This window comes from Aquiluna borgnonia (genome assembly GCF_013283855.1).
Classification (GTDB): domain Bacteria; phylum Actinomycetota; class Actinomycetes; order Actinomycetales; family Microbacteriaceae; genus Aquiluna; species Aquiluna borgnonia.
On record NZ_CP054056.1, the window covers coordinates 513,892 to 539,830 of the forward strand.

A 25,939-nucleotide genomic window follows, 5' to 3' on the forward strand; every position below is an offset into this window, starting at 1 on the left:
GGAGCCTGAATGGCTCCCCGGTTTCTCTCAACGGGGTGGGAAATTACTCACACTTGTCAGAGCCGGTGACCTCGCAAACCTTGCGAACTCCGTCGTAGAAGGAGTCGTCCTTCTCAACGTATCCCCAGACCTTCTCGTCGGTTAGACCACAGTCGTCAACGCTGGTGCAGATGCCGGAAGCTACAAGAGCGTCCACGTTGGCTTCCTGAAGGATTACTCGCTTAATCTCAGCCTTTAGGCTCTCAGGAAGAGATCCCAGCATTGCAAGAGGAGAACCTGCAATAACTTCGGACTTCCATACGGTCTTGATCTCGCCCTCGGCGATGTCGCCAGACTCGATTAGGTTCTTGTCAACCATGGCGTCGAATGCAAAACCAACCTCGCAGTCGCCGTTCTTGACAGCAAGAACAGAGGCGTCGTGGCCACCTGCGAATACGGGAGTGATGCCAGTCTCTAGGTCAATTCCGGCCGAGAGTAGACCCTCAGATGGGTAGAGGTAGCCAGAGGTTGAGGCTGGGTCAACGAAGCAGACTACCTTGCCAGCAAAGTCCTCGAGGGAGTTAACCGCGTCGTTGGTTGCCAGGGCAATTCCGTAGGACTGGTAGCCAGGCTCGATGTCTGGGCCGTCGGTCATAACACCGGCAACCTCGAGTCCTGCACCGCGAACACCGGCTAGGACGTAGGAGAAAGGTCCGTACTGAGCCATGTGAACGTTGCCTGCAACCTGGCCTTCGATGATGCCTGCGTAGTCGGTAGCCTGGAAGAACTCGACCTCGATGCCGAGCTCGGCCTCTAGAACATCAAGAATCTTCTGGTAGCTCTCAACTAGAGAGGACGACTCCTCTGAGGGAACTGCTCCGAAGACTAGCTTCTCTGGCCAGTCAGCGCGCTCGTCGGTGGTTGCCTCGGCAGCTGCGCTGGTGGTTTCCTCGGTGGTAGTCGCCGCTGGAGCGCAGCCAGCTAGGCCTAGTGCCATGAATGCCGATGCGGCAATGGCAGAGATTTTGGTAGCGGTTGAAATCATTGTGGTTTCTCTCCGTATTTATGGCGGGCCCTTCCCGCACGGAGCGAAACTAACTTTGAAATTTGACCCTTAGGGCAATCGCTGATGAATGCCGGGTCAACACTTGAGCCACCTTTGGTTCACTTAGCAACCTTTTGTTTTTGTTGCGTTAGTAAAGTTTGGGTCTTGTTCAGGTCAGCTCAAATTGGCCACCCTCGATCTGTCCCTGCTTGCGGTAGAGATCGAGTTTTTGGCGGGTGTCTTGGATGTCTAGATTTCTCATGGTCAGCTGTCCGATGCGGTCCGCCGGTCCAAAAGCAGCATCTTCGGTGCGCTCCATGGATAGCTTCTCAGGGTGATAGCTGAAGTTCTCACCCTCGGTGGACACGATTGTGTAGTCATCGCCACGACGCAGCCTCAAAGTCACTGAACCGTTGATCGCGCTTGCCACCCACTTGGTGAGCGACTCCCTGAGCATCAGGGTTTGCGGGTCCAACCAGCGACCTTCGTAGAGCAGGCGACCCATGCGCCTTCCCTCCTGGTGGTAATTGGCGATGGTGTCCTCGTTGTGGATTGCGCTCATGAGGCGCTCGTAGGCGATGTGAATCAAAGCCATTCCGGGAGCCTCGTAAATGCCTCGGCTCTTGGCCTCGATGATCCGGTTTTCGATCTGGTCACTCATGCCCAGTCCGTGACGACCGCCGATTGCGTTCGCCGCCATCATGATGTCGGCCGCGCTGCTCATCGCTTCATCGTTGATGGCCACAGGGCGACCCTGATTGAAGGTGATTTTTACATCTTCGGTTTCAATCTCAACGCTCGGGTCCCAGAACTTGACGCCCATGATGGGCTGAACAATCTCATAGGAGGTGTTCAGGTACTCAAGACTCTTTGCCTCGTGGGTGGCGCCGAGCATGTTGGCGTCGGTTGAGTAGGCCTTTTCCGTGGATGCTCGGTAGGGGAGGTTACGATCCTGCAGCCACTCACTCATTTCCTGGCGACCACCGAGTTCAGACACAAAGTCTTGATCGAGCCAGGGCTTATAAATCTTGAGGTTGGGGTTTGCCAGCAACCCGTAGCGGTAGAAGCGCTCAATGTCATTGCCCTTGTAGGTTGAGCCATCTCCCCAAATCTCAACGCCATCCTCGCGCATCGCACGAACCAAAAGGGTTCCTGTGACAACTCTTCCCAGCGGGGTGGTGTTGAAGTAAACCTTGCCGCCGGTGCGGATGTGGAAGGCGCCGCAGGCAATTGCGGCGAGCCCCTCTTCGGCTAGTGATTCGCGGCAATCTACGAGCCGCCCAGCCTCGGCACCGTACTCAGTGGCCCTGGCTGGGATTGAGTCGATGTCCTCCTCGTCGTACTGCCCGAGATTGGCGGTGTAGGCGAAGGGGATTGCACCCTTCTCGCGCATCCATGCCACCGCAACGGAGGTGTCGAGACCACCGGAGAATGCGATACCGACCTTTTGACCAACTGGGAGAGAAGCTAGAACCTTAGACACGTGCCCAAGCGTAACGAAAAACTAGGGTTTATGCCCGTGCCATGGCGCTGCGCAAGGTGTCTAGCCCCAATCCGCCGAGATTCAAAGCGGTTTTGTGGAATTCCTTGATGTCAAAATTTGCTCCCTTGCGAGCGGCATAGTCATCGCGAATCTGCTCCCAGATGCGCTGACCAACCTTGTAGCTAGGGGCCTGGCCTGGCCAACCGAAGTACCGGGTGACTTCAAACCGGACAAACTCAGGACTCATGTTGACGTTCTGGCTCATAAATTCAAGCGCGTAGTCAAAGTCCCAAACCCCGGTACCCTCAAGGTTTTGCTTGCCGAGGTGTACCCCGATATCAAGCACAACTCGAGCTGCTCTCATCCGCTGGCCATCTAGCATCCCTAGGCGGTCAGCCGGATTGGATAAAAAGCCGAGTTCATCCATCAGGCGCTCGGCATAGAGCGCCCAGCCTTCGCCGTGACCGGATGACCAAGAGGAAAGCCGGCGCCAGGCATTGAGGGTTTCTCTGATGTAAGTAGCCTGACCAATCTGCAGGTGATGACCGGGAACACCTTCGTGGTAAACGGTGGTGGTCTCTCTCCAGGTGTCGAATTCCTCTACACCGGCCGGCACTGACCACCACATCCGGCCCGGACGAGAGAAGTCATCCGAGGGGCCGGTGTAGTAGATACCGCCGTGTTGAGTAGGGGCGATCATGCACTCCAAACGCTTGATTGGCTCCGCTATCTCAAAATGGGTTCCGGATAGTTTCTCAATCGCCTCATCGCTGAGTTTCTGCATCCACTTTTGCAGCGCCTGGGTTCCGTGCAGCTTGGTGCTGGGATCGCTCTCGAGGTGCTTTACCGCTTCCGCAACACTTGCGCCCGGGAGAATTTCATTGGCAACCTCGGTCTGTTCTGCGATAACTCGAGCAAGCTCCTGCTTGCCCCACTCGTAGGTTTCATCCAGATCAACGGTTGCCCCGAGAAAGCGCCGGCTCAGAATCTGGTAGCGCTCGCGTCCAATTGCGTCAGGTGAGCTGCTTCTGGGGAGTAGGCCCTTGAGGTATTCACCGAATTCCGCGTAGCCGGCGGTCGCGGCCTCTGCGGCACGCTCTAAATCTTGCATCAGCGACTCAGGAAGTTCACCCTGTTCCGCCTTCGCGCCTTTTGCAAAGGTGCGAAAGAACCCTGTTGCGGCAGTAATCTGCTCGACCTGCTCAATGGCTTCGGCAATTTGCCGCGGGGCGGGAGCGTCGTTGCGCTTGGCCCCCTCCTCTAGGCTCCTGGCGTAACCAGCGAGCGATTGACCAACCTTATTCATCCTTGAGGCAAGGTTTTCCCAATCCTCCAAGGTTGCAGTGGGGGAGATGTCAAAGAGATCCCTCACGCCCTGGGCGGGCGAGGCAATGTTGTTTAGGTTTCGAAACGCCAGGCCTGATTCGTAGGATTCAATTTCTCCGCGCAGTGAGAACAACATCGCCTCTTTGGTTACCAAATCGATGTCATCGGCCGGAGTCAGGCTTTCGAGCTTGGCAATTACTGACTTGATGTCCTGCTTTTCCTTGGCTAGGGCCTCGGGGGAGTAGTCGTCCATATCCCCCTCGCCTCCGGGGTAACCGATTGAGGTGGCGAAGGAGGGGTAGGTGGCAGCCTGGTCGCTCACCCACTGATTAGCTAGCTGGTCGATCTGAGTTTCTGCGCGCTTCATTGCGAGGTCCTTTCAACCTCTCAATGCTTTCACACATTAGTTATCGCGCAGCACCTTGAAGGTTAGAAGGCTAGGGTCCGAAACAAAGGCAATTCGAATGCCGGAGTCCCGGGCCTCAAGCAGGGCGGTCATTGCAGACTCAGTGATGCGCTCGCCAGGGCTCAAAACTGGGACTCCTGGGGGATACGGACAGATCAGCTCCGCACTCACCCTTCCAATTGCATCCGATCCGGAGACCACTTCGTAGGGTGCAAAAAAAGCATCCCTGGGGGTAATTACAACCTCTGGCTCGATCGAGAAAGCCGCGGCAATCTTGACGGGCCTGGGTTCCCCACGGTGCTTCTGAACCAACTCAATGATTCTTTTGACCAGGTTTGCAATCCGATCTGGAGTGTCGGCCATGGTGATCATCGGGATGATTACATCTCGGTTAGCCATCTCCAGGTCGATGTTGGCGGATAGCAGCTCAGCCTCAACCAAATTTCCATCGGCCCCAGTTTGATTCAAGAGAATCACCAGCTTTAGCGGGTCGATGAATTGCCCGTCAATTACTCCAATTCCAGCTTCGCGCAGCGCTTGGCGGCCCTTAGCTGTGGCCTCAATTACCGGACCAATCAACTCCGCTCCGTGGCGCTGCATCAGCGCTCGAGCCGCGTCAATCGAGGCAAGGATTCGTCCTGACATTGAGGTAGTTTGGGTGGAGTCAAAGGCCTTGTTGAGCCTTGGAAGATCGACGTAATCACCCTTGGCGAGCACAAATGAGGCCTGCGAGTAACTCGGCAGGGTTTTGTGAGCCGAGGTAACCACAATGTCAGCACCCTCATCCAGTGGGTTTTTTGGCAGGTCCGGGTGAAAGCCAAAGTGAGCCGCCCAGGCTGCATCAACCACCAGTGGAATTCCGTATTGGTGGCAAACGCTCGAGAGCCTTGGAATGTTGGACATGGTGCCGACGTAACTCGGTTCACCAATTAGTACCGCTTTGGCATCTGGGTGCTGCTCGAGCGTTTCGCGCAGTCTGGAGGAGGGTAGATACTCAGGCAGTCCAGTTTGCAGGTTGATTTCGGGTCTAACCCAAATTGGAACCACGCCGGCGTAAACCATTCCTACCAGCACAGATTTGTGCAGGGTCCTGGAGACAATCACCTTGTCTCCGGGGCCAGCCACAGCCATCACCGAGGCGTGATTGGTGCCGGTTGAGCCATTGACTCCGAATCGACATAGATCGGCCCCCCACAATTTCGCTGCAAGTGCCTCGGCTTCAAGAATCAACGAGGGACTGATTCGATTCGGGTGGTTTCCTGGAAGCACCGGTATGTCGCCCTCAACAACGGGCCCGGTTAGGTCAATCCGGCCCTTGTGTCCAGGGATTTGAAACGGAAATCTTTCGGAGGTGATGTCTCTGATCCAGGCATCTAGCAGGGGTGCGGAGTTGCGAAGACCCATGGGGTCATTGGGATCAAGAAGGGTGGCTGCGCCAAAAGCGTGCTCGGACAATCATCTCGCTTTCAAAAATGGACGGAAGCGAAAACAATACAGAAGATTTCCCTTGGTTGGGAAAAGTTTTTCTAAATTCTTAGCGTGCTTTCCAGGCCTGCGGGGCAAAGCGCTTGAGCACGTAACCCTCCAGGAGTCCGACCAGGTTGTAGAGCAGGATGGAAACCAATGTGATTACCACCACATAGGCCCAAACCTCGTTGGTCTTTGCTCTGCCCACGGCCGAAATAATCCCGTAGCCAATTCCCTGTCCGGTCGCCAACCACTCGACCAGCAGTGCCCCGGTGATAGCCCCGGGGACTGAAATCTTGACCGCTGCAAAGAATGACGGAAGCGAAGATGGGAACGCCACAAACCGAAGCGCAGCAAGTTTGTTGGCCCCATAAACCGTGGCAACGTCAATCATGGAACTCGATGCGCTCCTGAGTCCGAAGACGATGTTTACCAGGGCTGGGAACAGCACCACAATAGCGCCCATCACCGCCACGGTCGCCTGTTCGCGGCCGAAAATCAAAATAAGAATCGGCGCCATGGCGATCAGCGGAACACTGCGTAGCAACATGGCAATCGGCATCAGGGCCTGCTCCAAAGACTTTGACATGGTGAACAGCACCGAAACCAAAGTTGCAAAGAACAAGCCAAATCCAAAACCGATTGATGCATCAACCATGGTTTGCGACAGCGCCGTCACGACAAGCTGTTGGTTTTCCAGCGCATCCTCGTCGAGCCACAGCCAATCAAAAACCTCAAGCGGACCCTTGCCGATGTATGGCGTGACACCGAAAGCCCAAAGTCCAAGCATCCACAGCACCAACACAACCGAAAGCGATATCCCGGTATTTACCAGGGAGTCGCTTACCACCTTGGCGGTCTGCTTTGCCGCGTCTCGCTTTACCTTTTTGCGGACTGCAATTAGCGAGCGATCTTCGGCATCTTCCAACTTGAAATTCATCGGGCACTCACCTTGGCCCAGGGCGTGAGGACTTTTCCCATGAAACCAAACAGCGCGTAACCTGCACCCGCAATTAATCCGGAAACCAGTGCAACTCCCCAAACCCTTGCTATCTCAAGACTCTGCTGGGCATTGACCATGGCCGGTCCGAACCCAAGGTCAGGACCGCCAACGTATTCACCGAGAATCGCGCCTAGAAATGCAGCGGGAGCAGCAATTTTGAAAGCCGCAAAAATTGAGGGAAGGGCCGATAGCAGCTGGACCTTTACTAGGCGCTGCCAGGCACCTCCGCCGAAGGCGCTGACTACATCCAGCATGCGGCGATCAGTTTGCTTTACTCCGGTAAGTGCGCCAACCATGGTTGTGAAAAAGACTGATAGGGCAGCCAAGACAATTGCGGCACCGGCTGGCTCGCCACTACCCGGGGCTCCAACCACAAGTCGCACAATCGGACCAATCGCCACAATTGGTATGCAGTAGGTGATTACCGCAATCTGAGTGGTTAGGTTTTCAAGCTTGGGGACTATGAGTGCAATTGCTGCAAATGCCAGAGCTAAGAGGTTTCCATAGGCAAACCCAAGACTTGCCTCCAGCAGGGTAACCCCGGCGTTCCTGGCGTAAAACTCAAAGCCATCAAGCCACAGCTGCTGAACAACTTCCAACGGTGTTGGAATCGCGCCCCCTGAGCCATCTGGGCGACGGCCGACACTTGCAAAGACAGTCTCGGCGAGCAGCCACCAGATTCCAACTGTTGTGCTGACCCCAACGGTCGCAGTCAACCAGGCGGGTAAGCGCCTGGAATCAGTTGAGATCAGCAGCTCACTCATCTTGTAATGCTGCGCCGCCGGAACCAAATAGTAGATCGGAGGCTCGATCGTGGAGGGCGTGGAACTCCGGGGTTCGCATCATCTCGGGGGTTCTTGGCCGAGGCAAGTCAACATCGATGATTTCCTTGATCCGGCCTGGCCTTGGGCTCATGACCGCAACCTGGTCGCTGAGGAAAATCGCCTCAGAAATTCCGTGGGTAACCATCAGGGTCGTCGCGGGCTTCTCGGTCCAGATTCTCAAAAGTTCCAGGTTCAGCCGCTGCCGGGTCATGTCATCCAGTGCGCCAAAAGGTTCATCGAGCAACAGCACCGAGGGCTGGACAACCAGTGCCCTAGCAATCGAGACGCGCTGGCGCATTCCACCCGATAGCTGGGCAGGCTTGGCATCCTCAAAACCCTGCAGCCCAACCAGTTTGATCAAATCGGCGATCAGTTCCTCATCCGGTTTCACTCTAGCTAGCTCAAACGGCAGGCGAATGTTTTGGGTCACCGAGCGCCAGGGCATGAGGGCTGAATCCTGAAAAGCGATGCCGAGTCGGTGGTCCCGCCTCAGCTCGCTGGGAGCCATCCCATCAACTGTGACGGTTCCGGAGGTCGGGGTTTCAAGACCTGCGAGGATTCTCAAAATTGTGGATTTACCGCAGCCGGAGGGCCCCAGCAGAGAAAGGAAGCTCCCTTTATCTGAGTGCAGGGTGGTGTCCTGAAGCGCGGTTACGGATTGATTGCCAAGTTTGAAAACCTTGGAAAGCCCTGAAATGGTAATGCCACTGCCCAGAACCGTTAGGTCCTGGGCAGTGGCGTTAGTTGAACTCATGTGGAGAGATTACTCCAGAAGCTCTGGGTGTTCGGCGTAAACCTCAGCGAGCAGGCTCATGTCGAACAGCTGCTCAGCGGTGATTGTGTAGCCAGCCGCTGCCAAAGTGTCGATGTTCTGCTGCTGCAGGGCCTCAGAGATGGTCAGGAGGCCATTTGCCTTAGTCTCCTCAGTCACAACCAAAAGCTCATTTTGCGCCGATGACTGCTGCTTTTCCTTGGCAATGTCTAGACCTAGGTCCTTGCCGTAAACCTCAGCTGCCAGGCGGGCTCCCTCGTCTGGGTTTGCAATGGCATCTTTCCAGCCGCGGATTGTCGCCAACAGGAAGGCCTTGAGGGCCCCGCGGTTGTTGTCAATCGAGTCCTGAGTTACCACGAACGCCTCAGCTACGAAAGGTAGGCCATTGTCTGCAAATAGCAGGTTGGTGACCTCAAAACCCTGGTTTGCAACGGTGATGGACTCGTTGGTCACGTATGCCAGGAATCCGTCAACCTCACCGTTTACCAGTGGGGCTGGGTCGTACTCAACCGGAACCTTAGTAACCTGCGACGCGTCAATTCCGTTTGCTGCTAGTAGGGCGTCAAACAGAGTCTCGTTGCCACCGGCCTGAACGCCAATCTTCCTACCGATCAAATCCTGAGCGGTCTGAATGTTGGCGCCGTCCTTGAGCGAGAGGATGGTGAACGGGTTCTTCTGGTAGGTCGCACCAATAATCTTCAGCGGGGCTTCCTCCTCGAGGATGACCGGGGTCACCGCAACTGCGTCAGATAGACCTACCAGTGCGTCACCCGAGAGTACGACCGCAGTGGTTGCGGTTGGACCAGCGATGAAATTAACGGAGGAGAAGCCGGCTTCGGTGTAGTAACCGTTGCTGTCGGCAAAGTACTCTCCGGCAAACTCGGCGTTCTTGATCCAGGAGAACTGAACATCAAGGGCGCCGAAGTCAGAAGACTCCTCAGCTGCTGGGGCACAACCGGTCAGCGCCAGGCTGGCGGCAGCTGCGGTTGCGATCAGGGCTGCGAAACGCACCTTAGTTTTAGATAAAGCCATTGTCTTGATTTGCCTCTCGGGTAGGGGAAATTTGTCGAAGAACATCCGACCACAACATTGTTTCCCTGTTATTAAACCAGTAAAAATTCAAAAAGCCGGTTGCTGCTGCGTAATGCAGTGAATTCCTCCGCCACGAGCGAAAAGTTCGCGGGCATCCAGCAGCACAATTTCTCTGCCCGGGTAGATCTCACGCATCAGGGCCTTGGTCTCTTTGTCCCTGGGGTCATCAAAGCCACAGAGCAATACTGCGTTGTTCAACACGTAGTGGTTGATGTAGCTGTAGTCCACGTAATCCAACTCATCACGCAGTGTCTCAGGGGCTGATATCGACACGACCTCGACGCCAGCTCGAATCAGTGTCTCCCGGACCTCGGCCGAAACTAGGTAGTCAGGATGGTTTGGGTTTTTTTGATCGTGGTAGAGAACTCGACCATCTGGTGCAAAACAAGCCACGATGTCAACGTGTCCCTGAGTGCCAAATTCCTCGTAGTCACGAGTGAGACCGCGCTTTAGCCAGAGGGTTTCGGTAGTCCCGAGCTTCTGATGCATTTCCTGCTCTACTGACTCTTTGGTTGCCTTCGGGTTTCTGCCCTTTCCGAGTTGAACGGTCTCAGTCACCAGTAGCTGACCGCGATCGTTGACATGGAAGCCGCCACCCTCGTTTACCAGCGATGAGTCGATGACCTCTACTCCGACCAGCTTGGCAATCTCAGTCGCTAGCTGGGCATCGAGGTCAAAATTGGCCCAACCCTGATTACCCCAGCCGTTGAACACCCAAGTGACTGCGGCGAGCTGATCGCCGTTTCTTACAAAGGTTGGTCCGGTGTCTCGAATCCAGGCGTCGTTAATCGGAATCGGAACAACGTCAATCTGGCTGGAGATGTATTTTTTGGCGAGCTTTTCATCCGAGGGATTGACCACAACCGAAACGGGCTCAAATTCGCTGGCCGCGTTGGCAACCGCAGACCAGGTTTTCCTGGCAGCCTCATGCTCAGCCTCGGTATCGCCAAGGGTGTAGCCGGCACTTGGGAAAGCGACCCAGGTTCTGGCATGCTTTTCCCACTCCGGAGGCATCCTCAGTGTCATGGCATTAGCCCCGGAATTCCGCCCTGAACGCCCTTTCCGTCACTCCCGCGCTCATTGACGCGAGTGGCGGTTAGAGAGCCGTAAGTGTCAGGTCTTCTAGTTCCAAAAAATGGAAACAGCTCAAGCCAGTCGCGGCGCTGATCCAAATCCAGCTCAGCGACCAAAACTTCATCGCCCTCGCGCTCAGCTCGAGCCAAAATGCGTCCGTATGGGTCGACGATGAATGAGCTGCCGTAGAAGTTGATCAGCCCCTCATTGCCCCAGCGATTGGGCACCGCGATAAACAGCCCGTTGGCGATTGCGTGACCAATAATGTTCTGGCGCCAGAGCGGTTCGGTGTCAAATTCGGGGTGATCAGGCTCACTGCCGATGGCGGTTGGGTAGCAGAGGATGTCTGCACCGGCCAGCCCATAGGCTCTTGCCACCTCCGGGAACCACTCGTCCCAGCAGGTTGGGAGGCCAACCTTGGGTTCTCCATCCAGTGCTAATTCGTAGACGGGATAGGGGTTGTGATTTGGCCCCTCCTGGAAGTACTTATCTTCGAAATACCCCTGGGTTACCGGGATGTGAAGCTTGGGGGTTTTCCCCACGAGCTTTCCCTGAGGGTCAATGATGATTGCGGTATTCAGGCCGCGGCCGTCGCTAAATCCAGTCGCCTCATAAAGAGATGCATGGATGAATATTCCAAGTTCACTGGCCAATCTAGAGACGAACTGGAAGGTGTCGCCCCCCAATAGCGGCTCGGCACTTTCGCTGGGGATGCCGGTTGGGCAAACATCCGCGGGGTAGCGAGAGAGAGTTAGCTCCGGAAGGAACACCACCTGGGCACCATTTTCATGCGCGGTACGGATTCCGTGTTCGATCACCGAGCGGTGGGCAAGCTCATCTTCTTGCCAGCGGAACTGGACCAGGCCAATGGTTACGGTGGCGCGCTCCGGCGCGCGAGTTCTTGAGAGTGAGGGTGGTGATTTCACGACGGTTAGCTTCACGATTACTCCATGGAATCGAGGATTGTGACCAGATCTTCGAATTTGGTCAGTGGATTGACAATGGCAAATCTGGTGTTGGGCTTGCCCTGGTGGGAAGAGGGGACCACGAAGGCGAACTGATCGGCCAGCAGCTTCTCCGACCAGCTTTCATAGTCCGCTAGCTCCCAACCGATTCGTTCGAAAACCACCACAGAAAGCTGAGGCTTGCGCACCAGTCGAAGGTAGGGGCGCTGCTCAATCACCTCCGCAATTTTGAAAGCGAGGTCCACATTGGCCTTTACCGCTTGGCGGTAAAGCGCAGCGCCGTGAGCGGCCATTGAGAACCAAAGCGGAAGACCGCGAACTCTTCTGGTGAGGTTGAAGCCGTAATCCGAGGGGTTGAACTCACCCGAGTGATTGAGCACCTCGAGGTACTCACCGTGCTGAGTGTGTGCTAGCCGCGCATACTCTGGCTCTCGATAAACCAGAGCGCAGGCATCAAACGGGGCAAACAGCCACTTGTGGGGGTCGACTATGAACGAATCGGCATGCTCAATTCCCGTGTAGAGCTGTTTCAATTCCGGCACCAAAATACCCGCTAGCCCATAGGCCCCATCCACGTGGAACCACAGCTGATGCTCCTGAGCTAGTTTTGCAATTGCCTCCAGGTCGTCCAAGATCCCAAAGTTCGTGGTTCCAGCGGTGCCGACAATTGCAAACGGGGTTAGGCCCTGGCTCTTGGCTTCTTGGATTGCAGCTTCAGCACCAGCGTGAGTGAGTGAGCCGGAGTCTTCGGCCTGAGCCAGAACAATTTCGCAATCCATGACCTTGGCAACAGCCTTGATAGAGGAGTGTGCCTCGCTGCTGGCGATAATCGCCCAGGGCTGTTTGCCCAATTTTGCCTTGGCCTTCTCCCTTGCGGTGACCATGGCGCTGAGATTACCAAGGGTGCCACCCTGCACAAACAAGCCTCCCGAGCTTTCTGGCAGCCCGCACTCCCTGGCAAGAAACTCCAAAACCTGGTTTTCAGCAAAAACTGCCCCGGCACCCTCTTTCCAGCTCCCACCGTAGATCGAGCTGGCCGACACCACCAGATCAAACATGGTTGCCAGTTCTGTGGGTGCGGTCGGGATGAAAGAGAGGTAGTTGGGGTGGTCAGTGGAGATGGTTGCTGGAGCCAAGACATCCTCAAAAAGCTTCAGCGCAGCTTCGCCCCCGAGGCCGGATTCTGTGATGGTTTGGCCGGCTAGCTGGTCTAACTCCGCCTTAGTTTTGGGTCCATCAAGTGGGGGATCAACATCTATTCGGTCTGAGGCGTAGTGAAAAATCGCATTGCGGACCTTTGGGTTTCTACCCGACTGGTGCATCTGTTCGGTCACGCATCTCCTTCGACAACGCTCTACTCTAGCTACCCGAGCGGACCCTTGTGAAAGTGGTCGAAGACGATGTTGGTTCTGGTGTTTGCGACCGAGGCGTTGTTCGAAAGCTCTTCAAGCACAAACTCCCTGACTTCATCGGAATTCCGCACTGCTAGGTGGACGATAAAGTCCTCGGCCCCGCCGAGAAAGAACAGCTGGATAACCTGGGGGTGAGCGCGCATCTTTTGGGCAAAGTCGTTCAGATTCGCTCTGGCTCCAGCTCTCAGAGTCACGGAAATCAGGGCCTGCAGAGAAAGTCCAAGGGCGGCCGGCTCAATTTCAGCGGTAAAGCGAGCAATCACTCCGTTGGAAACCAAATTCCGGACTCGGCCCAAGCAGGTCGATGGTGCAATGTCCAGCTGCTGCGCCAGCTCAGCATTTGTGGTGCGACCATTTCGGGCCAATATCCGAAGCAGCTCAAGATCAAGCTCATCTAAAGCTGGAAACGACTGAATTTTCTTCGCTTCTACCAATTGAAACCCCGATCTATTCGAATTATTAGCAAAAAATAATGTCTTTAGGAAAATTATCTTCTACGCAAGGTAGATAGGCGTGAAGATTTAGCCAGAATTGTTGGAAATCATCAAAGGAGTCTGAATGCTGATCGGCGTCCCAAAGGAAATCAAGAACAACGAAAACCGAGTTGCGATGACCCCAGCTGGAGTGCACGAACTCGTCTCTCGCGGCCACAGTGTTCTGGTGGAAAAGTCAGCCGGAGTCGGTTCCGGATTTGCCGATGATGATTATGAGGCGGCCGGAGCCAACCTTGCGGCCTCTAATTCGGAGGTCTGGTCTAGAGCCGAAATGATCGTCAAGGTCAAGGAGCCGATTGAGGCCGAGTATCCGTTGATGCGCGAGGGTCAGATCTTATTCACCTACCTGCACCTGGCGGCCTCTAGGCCCTGCACCGATGCGATTTTGGCATCCAAGACCACGGCTATTGCCTACGAGACCGTGCAGTTGCCAAATCGCCAGTTGCCACTTTTGCAGCCGATGAGCGAGGTAGCCGGAAGGCTTTCGGCTCAGATTGGCGCCTACCAGCTGATGAAAAACAACGGTGGCGTCGGAGTCTTGATGGGCGGCGTGCCGGGCACTCCAAGGGCAAAGGTGGTAGTTATCGGCGGCGGTGTGGCAGGTGCGGAAGCTGCACTTGTTGCTAACGGCATGGGTGCTGATGTGACGATTATCGACCTCTCGCTGCCAAGGCTCAGAGAGCTTGATGCAAGCTTCAATTCGAAGGTTCAGACCCGGGTGTCCACTGCCTATGAGATTTCTTACCAACTCAAGGATGCAGATTTAGTGATCGGCTCTGTTTTGATTCCGGGGGAGCGGGCGCCAAAACTCGTAACAGACGCGATGGTAAAAAACATGAAGCCAGGCTCAGTACTGGTTGACATTGCTATCGACCAGGGCGGCTGCTTTGAGCACTCCCGTCCAACCACGCACGACAACCCCACCTACCAGGTCCACCAGAGCACCTACTACTGCGTTGCCAACATGCCCGGTGCAGTTCCTGCCACCTCAACCAGAGCGCTCACAAACGCGACCCTGCCCTACGTGATTGCCCTTGCTAACAAAGGGTGGAAACGTGCGCTCAGTGAGGACAAGGCGCTGGCACTGGGCCTAAACGCTCACGAGGGTATTATTACCAACTCTGCAGTCGCCCAGGCTTTCCCCGAGCTGCCAGCGGCAAGCATCGAGGAAGTCCTCGACTAAGGCTTTTTGCGGCCGCGCCACCAGAGGAAAATCACAATCGAGATGGTCAGGCCGATCAGTAGCGCCAAGGCCACATTTCGCTCCTGGGCTATCGCATCGCATGATGTCCAGCCAGCCTGCTGAGCTGAGGGTGTGCAGGTGGTGGGGTCAAAAAAGCCAATGCCCCAGGCCAAAATCCCCACGGCTGTGACCGTGGCGAGCATTGCCAGGGAGTTGTTTCTCAAGGAACTTGCTTAGCCCTGCTGCTTGGCAATTTCGGCACGGACTTCGTCCATGTTCAGCTCTTTAACCTTGCCGATGAGATCCTCCAGCGCAGGCGCTGGAAGAGCTCCAGCCTGGTTGAAAAGCAAGATTCCGTCGCGGAAAATCATCAGGGTTGGAATCGAACTTATTCCGGCTTGGCCCGAGAGTTGCTGCTGAGCCTCTGTGTCAACTTTTCCGAAGCGAATCTCTGCGTGCTGCTCGGAAGCGTTTTCAAAAATCGGTCCAAACATACGACAGGGGCCGCACCACTCGGCCCAAAAATCTACGAAGGTGATGCCTTCTTGGTTGATGGTGGCCTCGAAGTTCTCGAGGGTAAGTTCCATTGTTGCCATGTTGCTACTCAACTACTTTCACTGCCGATTGCTTCCGCGCGGTTTGCGCGATCAAAATTCCAATCACCACCACGATACCGCCGAGCGCCTGGGTCAGGGTAATCAGTTCGCCAAGCCATGCCAGGGCGAACCCGAAGGCGAGTACGGTCTCGCTCGTTGCAATAATCCCAACGATCGTGGCGCTGAGGTGTCGCAGGGCTAGGTAGCTAAATGCCATTGGAAGGAAAGAGCCCATCACTCCGAGCCAGCTCAATGCAAGCCAGAGAGGAACTTCAATCCCGCTTAGGTTTCCGCTCAGATCAAGGGGTGAGCCAAGGGCGTCAAATCTGAAGTTTGAAAGATCACTGAGTGGGAGGAAGAACAGGCTGGCAAATAGCATTCCGTAGGCCATCACCACATTGGTGGGAAGTACCCGTTGGATTCGCTCTCCCGTGATGAAGTAAATCGTCAAGGAGGCTGCTGCCCCCAGGGCAAGCAGGATACCGATTCCATCGAGCTGGCTGTCCCAAATCTGAGCCACGACTGCCAGGCCGCCCAGCACCATAACGGCACCCAGCCAGATAACCCTGGAAACTTTTTCTTTGAATAGCAGCATCGCAACGATCGGCACCCAAAGCACGGCTGTGTACTCAATCAGCAGTGCGATACCCACCGGCAGCCTTACGAGCGAGGAAGAGTAGGTCCACTGCAGCATTCCGACTCCGACTACCCCCAGCACCAGGAGTCTGGGCAGCAATCGAGGGGAGATTTTCAGCGCCTGGCGATTGGCAATCAGTGCCCAGATCAGCGCGAGCGAGAACGAAAACAGTGAGCGAATGAACACCACTTGTTCGGCCGAAATACCGGATTGGATGATCACTTTGGTGGTCGATGCGTTTAGCCCAAACAGGACAGCTGCAATAAGTGCAAAGATCACGCCGAGCGTGGGGTGCTTTTGAGACAATTGGACTTCTTTCCGATTGGTCACCTAATTTGGAATCCCAATCGCCAAATCAAAGTTTAGGTTCTACATGACTACTTTTGTTCTAGCCGGTGGCTGCTTTTGGTGCCTCGATTCCGCGTACACCCAATTTCGAGGAGTTTCAGACGTCACCTGTGGTTACACAGCTGGTGAGTTGGAAAACCCCAGCTACCAAATAGTTTGCGACGGAGACACCGGTCACGCTGAGGTGGTTTCGATCACGTTCGACGAGAGTGTTATTTCAACCGGGGACATCCTCGACATCTTTTTTACCCTTCACGACCCCACTCAACTGAACCGTCAGGGCAATGACATCGGCACCCAGTACCGGTCAGGCATGTATTACAGCTCTGAGGACCAGCGCGAGGCTTTCGAATCCGCGGTTAGCCGGGCCAAGGAAATTTGGGGTCAGGGTATCGTCACTGAGATTGAGCCACTAGGGACATTTTGGACGGCCGAGGAGTATCACCAGGACTTTTTTGCGAAGAATCCGAATCAGGGGTACTGCGTGGCAGTGGTTGCCCCCAAGGTAAATAAGGTCAGGGCAAAGTTCTCACAGCTACTCAAGTAGCCGAGTTATCCACAGATTTCTAAAATCGGCAGCTAGGTCGACTAGGAATCTGAAAGCTATTGCTTACTCAACGGAAGGAGTAAGCAACATGGCAGATCAAATTTCAGTAACTGGCTTGGTGGGTACCGAGCCAAAATTCAGCACCACTCAAAACGGGCTAGATGTTTTGAGTTTCCGATTGGCATCCACCCATCGCAAATTTCACCGGGAAACCGGCAACTGGATCGAAAGCGATGTGAACTGGTACACAGTGGTTTGCTACCGCGGCCTCGCCCGCCACGCAGCAGAGTCCATTGGTAAGGGTGAGCGGGTGCTGGTCCACGGAAACCTAAAGGTTCGCGACTGGGACAACGGTGAGCGCTCAGGGACTTCAGTCGAGATCGATGCCTCCAGCATCGGCCACGACCTATTGTTCGGAACCAGCGAATTCACTCGGCGCTCGCATTCAATTCAGAGCGCTGAGGACGAGGAATCGGAGCAGGAGTTGGAGCCTGAGCTCCAGCCCGCCTAAGAAGACCTGACCCCGGTTATCCCCCCAAGCTCCCCGGGGTCAGCGAACCCTCTTTGTCTTGTGCATTGGCCGTGTGGCCCTGGCGATAAACTATCCCGAGCATGAGGCAAAGAGGGTTTTTGCCTTCAATCACGAGGACTTCAAATGGCTGAATTTATCTATCAAATGATCAAGGCGCGCAAGGCCCACGGTGACAAAGTCATCCTGGACGATGTGACCTTGGCCTTTTATCCGGGAGCCAAGATTGGCGTCGTGGGACCCAACGGTGCGGGTAAGTCCTCGGTGCTGAAGATTATGGCCGGCATGGACATCCCATCCAACGGTGAGGCACGTCTGAGCCCCGGCTACAGCGTCGGAATTCTGATGCAGGAGCCTCCGCTAAACGAAGAGAAAACCGTTTTGGGCAACGTTGAGGAGGCGGTTGCAGAGCTCAAGGGCAAGCTCGAGCGCTTCAACCAAATTTCCGCTGAACTGGCCAACCCTGATGCCGACTACGATACTCTGCTAGCCGAAATGGGCACCCTCCAGGAGGAGATTGACGCTGCTGATGGTTGGGACCTCGACAACCAACTGGAACAGGCCATGGACGCACTGCGTTGCCCTCCGGGAGATGAGCCGGTAACCCACCTTTCCGGTGGTGAGCGTCGACGAGTGGCACTGTGCAAGCTGCTACTTCAAAAACCAGATCTACTGCTGCTGGATGAGCCAACCAACCACTTGGACGCAGAGAGTGTTCTGTGGCTTGAGCAGCACCTTGCAAAGTATCCCGGTGCGGTATTGGCGGTAACCCACGACCGTTACTTCTTGGACAACGTCGCACAGTGGATTTTGGAACTAGACCGCGGACGTGCCTACCCCTACGAGGGCAACTATTCGACTTACCTTGAGAAGAAGGCTGAGCGCCTAGAGGTTCAGGGTAAAAAGGACGCCAAGCTTGCCAAGCGCCTGCAGGACGAGCTGGCTTGGGTTCGTTCTACTCCTAAAGCTAAGCAGACCAAGTCAAAGGCACGCCTGGCTCGCTACGAGGAGATGGCTGCCGAGGCTGACAAGACGAGAAAGCTGGACTTTGAAGAGATTCAGATTCCACCAGGACCACGTCTTGGAAACGTAGTGATTGAGGCTAAGAACATTTCGAAGGGTTTTGATGATCGCAAGCTCTTCTCGAATCTGTCCTTTTCTCTTCCGAGAAACGGAATCGTTGGAATCATCGGTCCTAACGGTGTTGGAAAGTCAACCCTGTTTAAGTGCATCACCGGTCTCCACGCTCTAGATTCGGGTGAACTCAAGATTGGTGAGACTGTCTCCATCAGCTACGTCGACCAGTCTCGAGAGGGAATTGACCCAAACAAGTCGCTATGGGAAGTTGTTTCCGGCGGCTTGGACTACATGCAGGTCGGACAGGTAGAAATGCCCTCGCGGGCCTACGTCGCTGCCTTTGGTTTTAAGGGTGCCGACCAGCAGAAAAAGGCTGGAGTGCTCTCGGGGGGTGAGCGGAATCGTTTGAACCTTGCTCTCACATTGAAGCAGGGTGGCAACCTCTTGCTGCTTGACGAGCCAACCAACGACTTGGACGTTGAAACCCTAGCCTCGTTGGAGAACGCCCTGCTGGAGTTCCCTGGCTGCGCGGTGGTTATCACCCACGATCGCTGGTTCCTAGACCGCGTCGCTACTCACATTTTGGCCTACGAGGGAACGGATGAGAATCCAGACCAGTGGTACTGGTTTGAGGGTAACTTCGACGCTTACGAGGAAAACAAAATTTCTCGCCTCGGAGTCGATGCGGCCAAACCACATCGCTCGACTTACCGCCGTTTGACTCGCGATTAGGAAAATTCAGGAATTCTGAGCATTCCCTCTTGCGCCACTGAGGCAATCAACTGTCCGCTGCGGTCAAAGATCTTTCCCAGGGCAAGGCCTCTCGAGTGCTGCGAGCTTGGGGATTCTTGAACGTAAAGCATCCAGTCATCAACTCGGGCGCTGCGGTGAAACCACATCGCGTGGTCCAGGCTCGCTGAGCTAAGTCCCTTGTGGGCCCAGCTCAGGCCGTGCCTTCTTAGGATTGATTCCAGAATGCTGTAGTCACTTGCGTAGGCAAGGGCTGCGGTTTGAATTCTTGAGTCTTCGGGCAGTGGGCTGAGTGCTTTGAACCAGATCATCTGACTGGCCACGTGCTCTTTCGCAGGCTGGAGGTATATCGGTTGAGAAACGTGCCTTAGATCAAAGGGGCGAGCTTTTGCCCAGTAGTTGGTTATTGGGTGGTCAAAGGTCGAGAGCAGATCTGCCGCACTTGGAAGACCCTCAGGGTCTGGAACGCCTTCTGGAAAATTCGCCTGGTGGGCCAATCCGGGATCAGGGTCTTGGAAAGAGGCGATCATTGAGAAAATCGGTTTGTCATCCTGCAGAGCATGGACTCTTCTAGCGCTAAAACTTCTTCCATCGCGGAGGATTTCTACCGAAAATCTAATTGGCTTGGTGATGTCTCCAGGCCTAAGGAAATAACTGTGGAGGCTGTGAACCTCGCGTCCAATTTCTACTGTTCGCATGGCCGCCGTAAGCGATTGAGCGAGTACCTGGCCCCCAAATACCCTGCCGTGAGGCATCCACTGCGTTCTACCCTGGAACTCCGTCTCGGAAATTACCTCGAGATTCAGGACATCCACCAAATCGGCTACCGGGTCCTGCGGGATGTTGGAATCTGTCATTTTTCCCTCTGTTCGTTAGCTAGTTTAGAGAGGCCATGAACCAAGCCATAGTTTTCAAAGATCAACAAGACCTTGCGGATCTATCCGAATTTCTTCAGAGGGCCAAGCGCCTGGATGAGCGCGGTGCGGTCAAACTCAGGTGCTTTGGAGATGTGCTTGCAGCCTACGTTTCGCCGATCTACTCGGGTTCTCTGATCGCTGAGGGTCCAACGGTTCTGGGATTACGGACCATGCAACTTGCTAAGTCGCTGGAGCTGGATTCAACTTTTGAAATTTCTAGCCTTTTGGAGCGAATGTCTTCTCCAGCGGCCATGCTCACGGCGTCCGTCTCTATACCACCAGCCGCCATCAGAGTTGCCTGGTCTGGAATCACGCCACCCCGGCAGGGCTGGGAGCATTCAGGGGAGATTGCTCAGGAGCTGGTGAGCCAGTGGGCCAAAGACGGTATCGCTGAGGTTGCCAGTGCACTTCCGGAGAGCGTTGGCAGTGCTATTGCGGCTCGGGTAAGGCTGCAAATTTGGGGAAAGTCAGTAGGCCTGGAATACAACCTTCCCGCCGCAACTGCTTTTGCAATGGCTGGCCTAGGGTTTTTGGAAAAAGGTGTTCCAGTTCAGGTTTTCCGCACGGCAGGTTGGGTCCGCTTGAGTAGCAAATATGGACATGTGCTCTCCAAAGAGAGTTTTCGAATTAGCTAGTCGTCAAAGGTGTTGAGCATGGCAGCAGCTGCTCGCTGCAGGTAATCCCAAAGTTCCGCCTCGAAGAGGGCGGGCAGTTCAAGTCGGTCTAGTGCAGCTCTCATGTGCGCGAGCCAAGCATCTCGTGCAGCGGGGTTGATTTTGAATTCGTAGTGGCGCATTCTCAGGCGTGGATGCCCGCGCTCCTGCTGGTAGGTGTCTGGCCCGCCCCAGTACTGCTCCAGGAACAGCTTCAGGCGCCGTTGAGCGGGCCCAAGATCCTCCTCCGGATACATCGGTTTGAGAAGCGGGTCATTTGCAACGCCCTCATAAAAATATTGCGTTAGTCGGTCAAAGACTTGTTCGCCGCCGACAGCGCGGTAGAAGTTATTTTCCACGCTGCGAGGCGTTTCCAACCTTGAGGATTTCTCCGTTTCTGAGGTACCAGAGGGTGCCTTCGGCATCGCGCACCTGAGTCACTCGGAGCCCCACTGCTTCAATCTTTCCCGTGACTCCGTCGAGGTTGACCTGGTCTCCAACGCCAAACTGATCTTCAAAGACAATAAAGATTCCAGAAATTACGTCCTTGACCAGGGTTTGACCTCCGAATCCCAGAGCTGCTCCCAGAATCGTTGTGACCGCAATCAGTGCTCCGGTGTCCACTCCCAGCTCACTTAGGACCATGACAATGGTGGTTATCGCGATTGCCCAGGTCGCGGTGTTATTGGTTATCGATGCGATGGTCGCGGATCTCGAGAGGAGCCTCTCGGATGCCTGGGCGGAACCGTTCTGACTTTGCGCCTTCAGCCTTCCCATGAGCCTGGAGGCAACAATTTTCAGGGCGATTCTGAGTCCAATTGCGGCAACCAGAATTACCAGAATCCGAAGCGCGAGCTGTAGTGAATCGGGGATGGCTCCAAGTTCCACGGTTATCTATCTGCCCTCTGGGCCACGAGGGCTCGTTCCACGCCCGCCAGGTTCTCCACCAGGATGCGACGCAGGGCCGGCCTAGATGAGACCTCTTCGGTCTCAATCAAAGCCTTGGTGGCTGCTGCAAGCTCCGCGCTAGCGAGCTGCACTGGGTAGAGGTTGATGAGCAGGTACTCTGCGATCTTGTAGCTGAAGCGAGTCCAGATATCGAGCGCAGTTTGGTGGTACTCATCCAAATACTGCCCCAGCAGGCTAAGGTCATTGACTCTGCCAAAGGCCAGTGAGGCTGAGTTGACCAGGGTGTTTGAGTACTGTTCGGTTCCAACCAGCAGATCCCAGGTGGCGCGCTTGTTTTCTGGGGTTGGAATGGCGGCCCTTGCAGCTGCGGCAAATTTCTGGCCGTTAGCAGTGTTGTCGCGCTCTAGTTCCTCGGCAATCTCGCTCTCGCCAAAAACTCCGTTGATGGTAAGGCCGGATACCAATTCCCAGCGGACGTCCTGATCGACGGTGAAGCCCGCAAGGGTCTTGGAGCCATTGAGTAGCGAGCGCATCCAATCCTGGTGAGCCTTGGTCCTCGCAAATTGCGGGACGAACTTCACAAATTGCAGCTGCGAATCTGAACCAGCAGGGGCAGTTTCGGCCAGAGAAATCAGGCCAGATGCAATCTTCTCTAGGCTCTCACTTCGGGTGTGCTGAGCCACGTAGAGGTTGCCCGTGGTAACCAGCTGCCTCAGTAGCGTGAGGATTGTGGTGGATTCGGTCTCAGGGCCAATGTGGTTCAGGACTAGATCGATGAAGTCGCGGGCTGGAGCCTCTCCGTCTCGAGTTGCATCCCAGGCTGCGGTCCAAACCAAAGTTCTAGCTAAAGAGTCTTCGATGCTCGAAAGGTTCCCTAGGGCGACCAAGCGGCTTGGCTCATCGAGCCTCACCTTCGCATAGGCGAGGTCCTGGTCATTCAGAAGCACAAAATCTGGGCGCTTGGTTCCGTTCAGCACTGCAATTTCAGTGAGCGGACCATCGATGTCAACCTCCACAGCGTGCTCTCGAACTAGCTTTCCCTCAGCTAGGTTGAAATAGCCGATTCCCATGCGGTGCGGGCGAATGGTTGGGTGCTCAGCGATGGCTGTTTGCTCTACTTTGAAAGAGGTAACCAAGCCTGAGGAGTCTGTCTCAATTATTGGCTTGAGGGTGTTCACTCCCGCCGTCTCCAGCCAAAGCTTCGACCAGCTGGAAAGGTCCCTGCCGGATTCACGCTCAAGCTCCACAAGGAGATCCTTGAGTTCGGTGTTTTGCCACTGGTGCTTCTTGAAATAGCTGGCTACTCCGCGCAGGAATGGCTCTTGACCCACCCAGGCAACCAACTGCTTCAGTACCGATGCTCCCTTGGCGTAGGTAATGCCGTCGAAGTTGACCTGCACATCCTCGAGGTCGTTTATCTGAGCGACGATTGGGTGGGTGGATGGTAGCTGATCCTGGCGGTACGCCCAGTTCTTTTCCAGGGACGCGAAAGTGGTCCACGCCTGGTCCCACTCGGTAGCATCGGCGGTTGCCAGGGTCGAGGCGTACTCCGCGAAGGACTCATTTAGCCAAAGATCGTTCCACCAGCGCATGGTTACTAAATCGCCAAACCACATGTGAGCCAATTCATGAAGGATGGTGACTACCCGACGTTCCTTGGTTGCGTCTGTCACTGCAGAGCGGAAGAGGTAAGACTCGGTGAAGGTCACTGCACCGGCATTTTCCATGGCTCCAGCGTTGAAGTCAGGAACCCAGAGCTGGTCGTACTTTTCAAACGGGTAGGGGAAATCAAAGGCTTTTTCAAAGTAAGCGAATCCCTGCTTGGTCTTTTCAAAGATGTAGTCAGGATCCATAAATTCAGCCAGCGAGGAGCGGCAGAAAACCCCAAGGGGAATCACCTTGCCGCTTAATGAAACCAACGAATCGTTCCACTGACTGTAAGGACCGGCAATCAACGCGGTGATGTAGCTTGAAATTCTCGGTGTTGGAGCAAAATCCCAGCGAGCGAGGGTGTCGGAAACTGTGCTGGGTTCTGGGGTGGGAGAGTTGGAAATAACCTTCCAGCCCTTGGGTGCCGTGACGCTGAATTCGAATACGGCCTTCAGGTCAGGCTGCTCGAAAACGGGAAACATCCTCCTGGAATCCGGCACCTCAAACTGGGTGTAGAGGTAAACCTCTCCATCGACCGGGTCAACGAACTTGTGCAGCCCCTCACCGGTATTTGAGTAGATGCCAACGGCTTTGATTCTCAGACGGTTGCTGGTTTGAAGATTTGGAAGGCTGATGCGGACGCCGTCGGAAAGTGCGTTGTCCAAGACTTCGCCGTTTAGCTCGATCAGGCTGACCTGGTGGGTAATGGCATCAATAAAGGTGCTCGAGCCGGCTTTTGCGTCAAATTCAATTGTGGTGTCGCTCGAAAAGTATTTCGAATCTTCGGAGACATCCAGGTGCACCTGGTACCGGTGAACGTTGAGAATCTCAGCCCTCTGCTGGGCTTCTAAGCGAGTGAGGTTTTCTCCTGGCATCTTTGCTCCTGTAAACAGTTCGTTTCCGATAAGCCTAGATGCTTTGGAGACCGCGATAATTGAGCATGTTCCAAATCCTCAGCGCAGCTGCAGCCGACCCGGCCGACTCCATTTTGCTGGCCGAAATTGGTGGAGCGCTTCTGGTTTTGGGGATCGTCGCATTTATTGCCAATCGTCTGAAATTTTCTGTCGTTCCGCTCTACCTGCTCGTTGGATTGGCAATTGGCGAGGGCGGCCTGGTTCCGCTCGGTGTAAGCGAAGATTTCTTGGATACCGGAGCTCAAATTGGCGCAATCATGCTCCTTTTGCTGCTTGGTCTGGAATACAGCGCATATGACCTAGCTAAGGCATTTCAGGAGCGCAAGAGTGCAGGTTTGATTGACTTTCTAGCAAACTCAACGCCGGGTTTTATTCTCGGGCTACTGCTCGGTTGGGGAGTTGGGGGAGCGCTGGCGCTCGCCGGCATCACTTACGTTTCCTCCTCTGGTATTGCGGCCCAGCTGATCAAGGAGATGGGTTGGCGAAAATCTGAAGTCGCCAAACGCGCCATCGGTGTGCTGGTTTTTGAGGATTTAGCCCTGGCTCCCTATCTACCCTTTCTCACCTCGGTGGTTTTGGGGGTATCGGTCATCAGTGGCCTAATTTCAGTTTCTCTGGCCCTTGCAATCACGGGCCTGGTGATCTTGATTAGCTTCAAGGGCACGAGCAAGTTAGTGAAAATCCTGGATCCAAACGAACCTGGTGGACTGCTGCTCACCGTGTTTGGAGCCGCACTGCTGGCCGCTGGATTGGCAGACCTGGTGGGCTTTTCGGGTGTGGTGGCCGCCTTCCTAATTGGACTTTTGCTAACCGGTGAAGTTGCGGAAACCGCCCGTGCCAGACTCAGCCCCATTAGGGATATTTTTTCCGCAATTTTCTTTTTGTTTTTTGGCATCACCACTGACCCGGCGGATCTTCCTGCCGTTTTGCCGCTCGCGCTACTGCTCGCTGCCCTTGGAATAGCAGGTAAGTACCTGGTGGGTTGGTGGGTCACTCGGGACCTGACCGACAAGCTCAGTGCCTGGCGCGCCACCGGCTTCCTGATTGCGCGCGGTGAATTCTCCATGGTGATTGCCGCTCTGGCTGCGCCGATTGTCATCGGTGTTGAACTTCAGGCATTGACCTTGGCCTACGTGATAATCACGGCTTTTGTGGCCTCAGCAGTGCTGCGATTTACCCGAAGCAGTTTGGATCGGCGATGAAGAAAACGCTCTGGACTCTGCCGCTGGCCGCAGTAGTGCTTTACAACCTTTGGGTTCTATGGCTTGAATCTGAAAATCTCTTGCCCGATCCGCTTGCCACCCACTGGGGTATCGGTGGGGTTGCAGATGGATTTTCGGATGTTGCTGGTCACCTTATCTGGGCAAACATTGCGCTACTGATTGTCAGCGGACTATTTGCCTGGGTATTGGTTCAGCCCAAAATTCACCAGAGCGTGAGGAAATTGCTGGTGGCTATTATCGGCTACTTCACCATTTTTATCTTTGGCCTAATGATCGCGGTGGTGTGGATCCAAATCGGCTTGAGTGACGCCTCGCAGGTGAGATTCGGGGCCGAGGTCATCTGGTTCCTGCTGCCCGTATTCGCTCTGATTCCGCTGATGCTGAGCATGCCCAAGGTTGTGATTGGAGGGGATTTTCAGGTCAGGTTGTGGGGGATAACTTTTCTGAGGCTTTCGTTCGCGGAAATTACATCCGTATCCGAGCGTCTCATTAGGCCAGCAGAATTCGGCGGCTGGGGCCTTCGAATGGGGAGAGATTCGGTTGCCTTCATACCCTCCAAGGGACCAGCTCTCGAGATTTTGACCGCTTCGGGGCAGGTAATCTTGGTGAGGTCCAATCAGGTCGACAACTTGATTGCAGCGGTAAGAGCGAGGATTTAGGACTG

26 protein-coding genes are annotated in these 25,939 nt (G+C 55.0%); 7 read left to right on the top strand and 19 right to left on the bottom strand.

Annotation, left to right across the window (positions count from 1 at the left end; translation table 11 throughout):
• Positions 1-43 precede the first annotated feature (43 nt).
• The 12 genes from HRU87_RS02680 to HRU87_RS02735 form a co-directional block, all read right to left on the bottom strand.
• The gene (locus tag HRU87_RS02680) at positions 44-1,024 is read right to left on the bottom strand and encodes a phosphate/phosphite/phosphonate ABC transporter substrate-binding protein (protein ID WP_173493419.1); all 981 of its coding nucleotides are present in this window, start codon (positions 1,022-1,024) and stop codon (positions 44-46) included.
• 169 nt (positions 1,025-1,193) lie between these two features.
• Positions 1,194-2,507 carry an argininosuccinate synthase gene (argG, locus tag HRU87_RS02685; RefSeq protein ID WP_173493420.1) on the bottom strand — a complete coding sequence of 438 codons (1,314 nt, stop codon included), beginning with the start codon at positions 2,505-2,507 and terminating at the stop codon, positions 1,194-1,196.
• 28 nt (positions 2,508-2,535) lie between these two features.
• Complete coding sequence (locus HRU87_RS02690; RefSeq protein ID WP_173493421.1) at positions 2,536-4,200, bottom strand: DUF885 domain-containing protein; 1,665 nt, start codon at positions 4,198-4,200, stop codon at positions 2,536-2,538.
• Positions 4,201-4,236: 36 nt separating this feature from the next.
• Positions 4,237-5,694 (bottom strand): aminotransferase class I/II-fold pyridoxal phosphate-dependent enzyme, encoded by a 1,458-nt coding sequence (locus HRU87_RS02695; protein ID WP_213086405.1) that lies wholly within the window; start codon positions 5,692-5,694, stop codon positions 4,237-4,239.
• A gap of 79 nt (positions 5,695-5,773) precedes the next feature.
• Entirely contained in the window at positions 5,774-6,646 is an 873-nt protein-coding gene (locus HRU87_RS02700; RefSeq protein WP_173493422.1) for an ABC transporter permease, read from the bottom strand.
• Positions 6,643-7,473 (bottom strand): ABC transporter permease, encoded by an 831-nt coding sequence (locus HRU87_RS02705; protein WP_173493423.1) that lies wholly within the window; start codon positions 7,471-7,473, stop codon positions 6,643-6,645. Before HRU87_RS02705 ends, HRU87_RS02700 begins: the two co-directional genes overlap by 4 nt.
• Entirely contained in the window at positions 7,466-8,287 is an 822-nt protein-coding gene (locus HRU87_RS02710; protein ID WP_173493424.1) for an ABC transporter ATP-binding protein, read from the bottom strand. The genes HRU87_RS02705 and HRU87_RS02710 overlap by 8 nt, the downstream gene beginning before the upstream one ends.
• A gap of 9 nt (positions 8,288-8,296) precedes the next feature.
• Entirely contained in the window at positions 8,297-9,337 is a 1,041-nt protein-coding gene (locus tag HRU87_RS02715; RefSeq protein WP_173493425.1) for an ABC transporter substrate-binding protein, read from the bottom strand.
• An 87-nt stretch (positions 9,338-9,424) separates the two neighbouring features.
• Positions 9,425-10,423, bottom strand: coding sequence for an agmatine deiminase family protein (locus HRU87_RS02720; RefSeq protein WP_173493426.1), 999 nt, complete (start codon positions 10,421-10,423; stop codon positions 9,425-9,427).
• Positions 10,420-11,412 (bottom strand): nitrilase-related carbon-nitrogen hydrolase, encoded by a 993-nt coding sequence (locus HRU87_RS02725; RefSeq protein ID WP_343035111.1) that lies wholly within the window; start codon positions 11,410-11,412, stop codon positions 10,420-10,422. The genes HRU87_RS02720 and HRU87_RS02725 overlap by 4 nt, the downstream gene beginning before the upstream one ends.
• A gap of 2 nt (positions 11,413-11,414) precedes the next feature.
• Positions 11,415-12,770, bottom strand: coding sequence for a pyridoxal phosphate-dependent decarboxylase family protein (locus HRU87_RS02730; protein ID WP_246247331.1), 1,356 nt, complete (start codon positions 12,768-12,770; stop codon positions 11,415-11,417).
• Positions 12,771-12,799: 29 nt separating this feature from the next.
• Complete coding sequence (locus HRU87_RS02735) at positions 12,800-13,282, bottom strand: Lrp/AsnC family transcriptional regulator (RefSeq protein WP_173493427.1); 483 nt, start codon at positions 13,280-13,282, stop codon at positions 12,800-12,802.
• A 124-nt stretch (positions 13,283-13,406) separates the two neighbouring features.
• Between HRU87_RS02735 and ald the strand changes: the two genes are divergently transcribed.
• Entirely contained in the window at positions 13,407-14,525 is a 1,119-nt protein-coding gene (ald, locus tag HRU87_RS02740; protein WP_173493428.1) for an alanine dehydrogenase, read from the top strand.
• Here the strand turns inward: ald and HRU87_RS02745 are convergent.
• From HRU87_RS02745 to HRU87_RS02755, 3 genes are read right to left on the bottom strand one after another with little or no spacing between them, the layout of a single operon-like run.
• Complete coding sequence (locus HRU87_RS02745; RefSeq protein WP_173493429.1) at positions 14,522-14,749, bottom strand: hypothetical protein; 228 nt, start codon at positions 14,747-14,749, stop codon at positions 14,522-14,524. The two genes, ald and HRU87_RS02745, sit on opposite strands and share 4 nt — an antisense overlap.
• A gap of 9 nt (positions 14,750-14,758) precedes the next feature.
• Positions 14,759-15,121: a thioredoxin gene (trxA, locus tag HRU87_RS02750; RefSeq protein ID WP_173493430.1), complete on the bottom strand. Its 363-nt coding sequence runs from the start codon at positions 15,119-15,121 to the stop codon at positions 14,759-14,761.
• Between the two features lie 4 nt (positions 15,122-15,125).
• Complete coding sequence (locus HRU87_RS02755) at positions 15,126-16,064, bottom strand: DMT family transporter (RefSeq protein ID WP_173493431.1); 939 nt, start codon at positions 16,062-16,064, stop codon at positions 15,126-15,128.
• Between the two features lie 67 nt (positions 16,065-16,131).
• On the opposite strand from HRU87_RS02755, the gene msrA reads away from it, so the two are divergent.
• From msrA to ettA, 3 genes are all read left to right on the top strand, one after another.
• Positions 16,132-16,653: a peptide-methionine (S)-S-oxide reductase MsrA gene (msrA, locus tag HRU87_RS02760; protein ID WP_173493432.1), complete on the top strand. Its 522-nt coding sequence runs from the start codon at positions 16,132-16,134 to the stop codon at positions 16,651-16,653.
• Between the two features lie 88 nt (positions 16,654-16,741).
• Positions 16,742-17,164 (top strand): single-stranded DNA-binding protein, encoded by a 423-nt coding sequence (locus HRU87_RS02765; RefSeq protein WP_173493433.1) that lies wholly within the window; start codon positions 16,742-16,744, stop codon positions 17,162-17,164.
• 144 nt (positions 17,165-17,308) lie between these two features.
• The gene (ettA, locus tag HRU87_RS02770) at positions 17,309-18,991 is read left to right on the top strand and encodes an energy-dependent translational throttle protein EttA (RefSeq protein WP_173493434.1); all 1,683 of its coding nucleotides are present in this window, start codon (positions 17,309-17,311) and stop codon (positions 18,989-18,991) included.
• On the opposite strand, the gene HRU87_RS02775 is transcribed toward ettA, so the two are convergent.
• Positions 18,988-19,866, bottom strand: a complete 879-nt coding sequence (locus HRU87_RS02775) for an acyl-CoA thioesterase (RefSeq protein WP_173493435.1) — start codon at positions 19,864-19,866, stop codon at positions 18,988-18,990. The genes ettA and HRU87_RS02775 overlap by 4 nt on opposite strands.
• A gap of 35 nt (positions 19,867-19,901) precedes the next feature.
• Between HRU87_RS02775 and HRU87_RS02780 the strand changes: the two genes are divergently transcribed.
• Positions 19,902-20,561 carry a DUF8185 domain-containing protein gene (locus HRU87_RS02780; RefSeq protein ID WP_173493436.1) on the top strand — a complete coding sequence of 220 codons (660 nt, stop codon included), beginning with the start codon at positions 19,902-19,904 and terminating at the stop codon, positions 20,559-20,561.
• Here HRU87_RS02780 and HRU87_RS02785 read toward each other — a convergent pair.
• From HRU87_RS02785 to pepN, 3 genes are read right to left on the bottom strand one after another with little or no spacing between them, the layout of a single operon-like run.
• On the bottom strand, positions 20,558-20,938 hold the full coding sequence (locus HRU87_RS02785) for a globin (protein WP_173493437.1): 381 nt from the start codon (positions 20,936-20,938) through the stop codon (positions 20,558-20,560). The two genes, HRU87_RS02780 and HRU87_RS02785, sit on opposite strands and share 4 nt — an antisense overlap.
• A complete protein-coding gene (locus tag HRU87_RS02790; protein ID WP_213086406.1) occupies positions 20,928-21,467 on the bottom strand; it encodes a mechanosensitive ion channel family protein in 540 nt (179 codons plus the stop codon). Before HRU87_RS02790 ends, HRU87_RS02785 begins: the two co-directional genes overlap by 11 nt.
• Before the next feature lie 2 nt (positions 21,468-21,469).
• On the bottom strand, positions 21,470-24,013 hold the full coding sequence (pepN, locus tag HRU87_RS02795; protein ID WP_173493438.1) for an aminopeptidase N: 2,544 nt from the start codon (positions 24,011-24,013) through the stop codon (positions 21,470-21,472).
• Positions 24,014-24,078: 65 nt separating this feature from the next.
• Between pepN and HRU87_RS02800 the strand changes: the two genes are divergently transcribed.
• The gene (locus HRU87_RS02800) at positions 24,079-25,254 is read left to right on the top strand and encodes a cation:proton antiporter (protein ID WP_246247367.1); all 1,176 of its coding nucleotides are present in this window, start codon (positions 24,079-24,081) and stop codon (positions 25,252-25,254) included.
• Entirely contained in the window at positions 25,251-25,934 is a 684-nt protein-coding gene (locus tag HRU87_RS02805; RefSeq protein WP_173493440.1) for an SdpI family protein, read from the top strand. The genes HRU87_RS02800 and HRU87_RS02805 overlap by 4 nt, the downstream gene beginning before the upstream one ends.
• Positions 25,935-25,939: the final 5 nt, after the last annotated feature.

Bases quoted from the DNA above. Each gene is read 5' to 3' on its own strand.
- HRU87_RS02805 (WP_173493440.1), top strand. From the start codon at position 25,251: ATGAAGAAAACGCTCTGGACTCTGCCGCTGGCCGCAGTAGTGCTTTAC.
- ald (WP_173493428.1), top strand. From the start codon at position 13,407: ATGCTGATCGGCGTCCCAAAGGAAATCAAGAACAACGAAAACCGAGTT.
- HRU87_RS02780 (WP_173493436.1), top strand. From the start codon at position 19,902: ATGAACCAAGCCATAGTTTTCAAAGATCAACAAGACCTTGCGGATCTA.
- HRU87_RS02710 (WP_173493424.1), bottom strand. From the start codon at position 8,287: ATGAGTTCAACTAACGCCACTGCCCAGGACCTAACGGTTCTGGGCAGT.
- HRU87_RS02680 (WP_173493419.1), bottom strand. From the start codon at position 1,024: ATGATTTCAACCGCTACCAAAATCTCTGCCATTGCCGCATCGGCATTC.
- msrA (WP_173493432.1), top strand. From the start codon at position 16,132: ATGACTACTTTTGTTCTAGCCGGTGGCTGCTTTTGGTGCCTCGATTCC.
- HRU87_RS02715 (WP_173493425.1), bottom strand. From the start codon at position 9,337: ATGGCTTTATCTAAAACTAAGGTGCGTTTCGCAGCCCTGATCGCAACC.
- HRU87_RS02775 (WP_173493435.1), bottom strand. From the start codon at position 19,866: ATGACAGATTCCAACATCCCGCAGGACCCGGTAGCCGATTTGGTGGAT.
- HRU87_RS02705 (WP_173493423.1), bottom strand. From the start codon at position 7,473: ATGAGTGAGCTGCTGATCTCAACTGATTCCAGGCGCTTACCCGCCTGG.
- HRU87_RS02765 (WP_173493433.1), top strand. From the start codon at position 16,742: ATGGCAGATCAAATTTCAGTAACTGGCTTGGTGGGTACCGAGCCAAAA.
- ettA (WP_173493434.1), top strand. From the start codon at position 17,309: ATGGCTGAATTTATCTATCAAATGATCAAGGCGCGCAAGGCCCACGGT.
- HRU87_RS02720 (WP_173493426.1), bottom strand. From the start codon at position 10,423: ATGACACTGAGGATGCCTCCGGAGTGGGAAAAGCATGCCAGAACCTGG.
- trxA (WP_173493430.1), bottom strand. From the start codon at position 15,121: ATGGCAACAATGGAACTTACCCTCGAGAACTTCGAGGCCACCATCAAC.
- HRU87_RS02700 (WP_173493422.1), bottom strand. From the start codon at position 6,646: ATGAATTTCAAGTTGGAAGATGCCGAAGATCGCTCGCTAATTGCAGTC.
- HRU87_RS02690 (WP_173493421.1), bottom strand. From the start codon at position 4,200: ATGAAGCGCGCAGAAACTCAGATCGACCAGCTAGCTAATCAGTGGGTG.
- pepN (WP_173493438.1), bottom strand. From the start codon at position 24,013: ATGCCAGGAGAAAACCTCACTCGCTTAGAAGCCCAGCAGAGGGCTGAG.
- HRU87_RS02800 (WP_246247367.1), top strand. From the start codon at position 24,079: ATGTTCCAAATCCTCAGCGCAGCTGCAGCCGACCCGGCCGACTCCATT.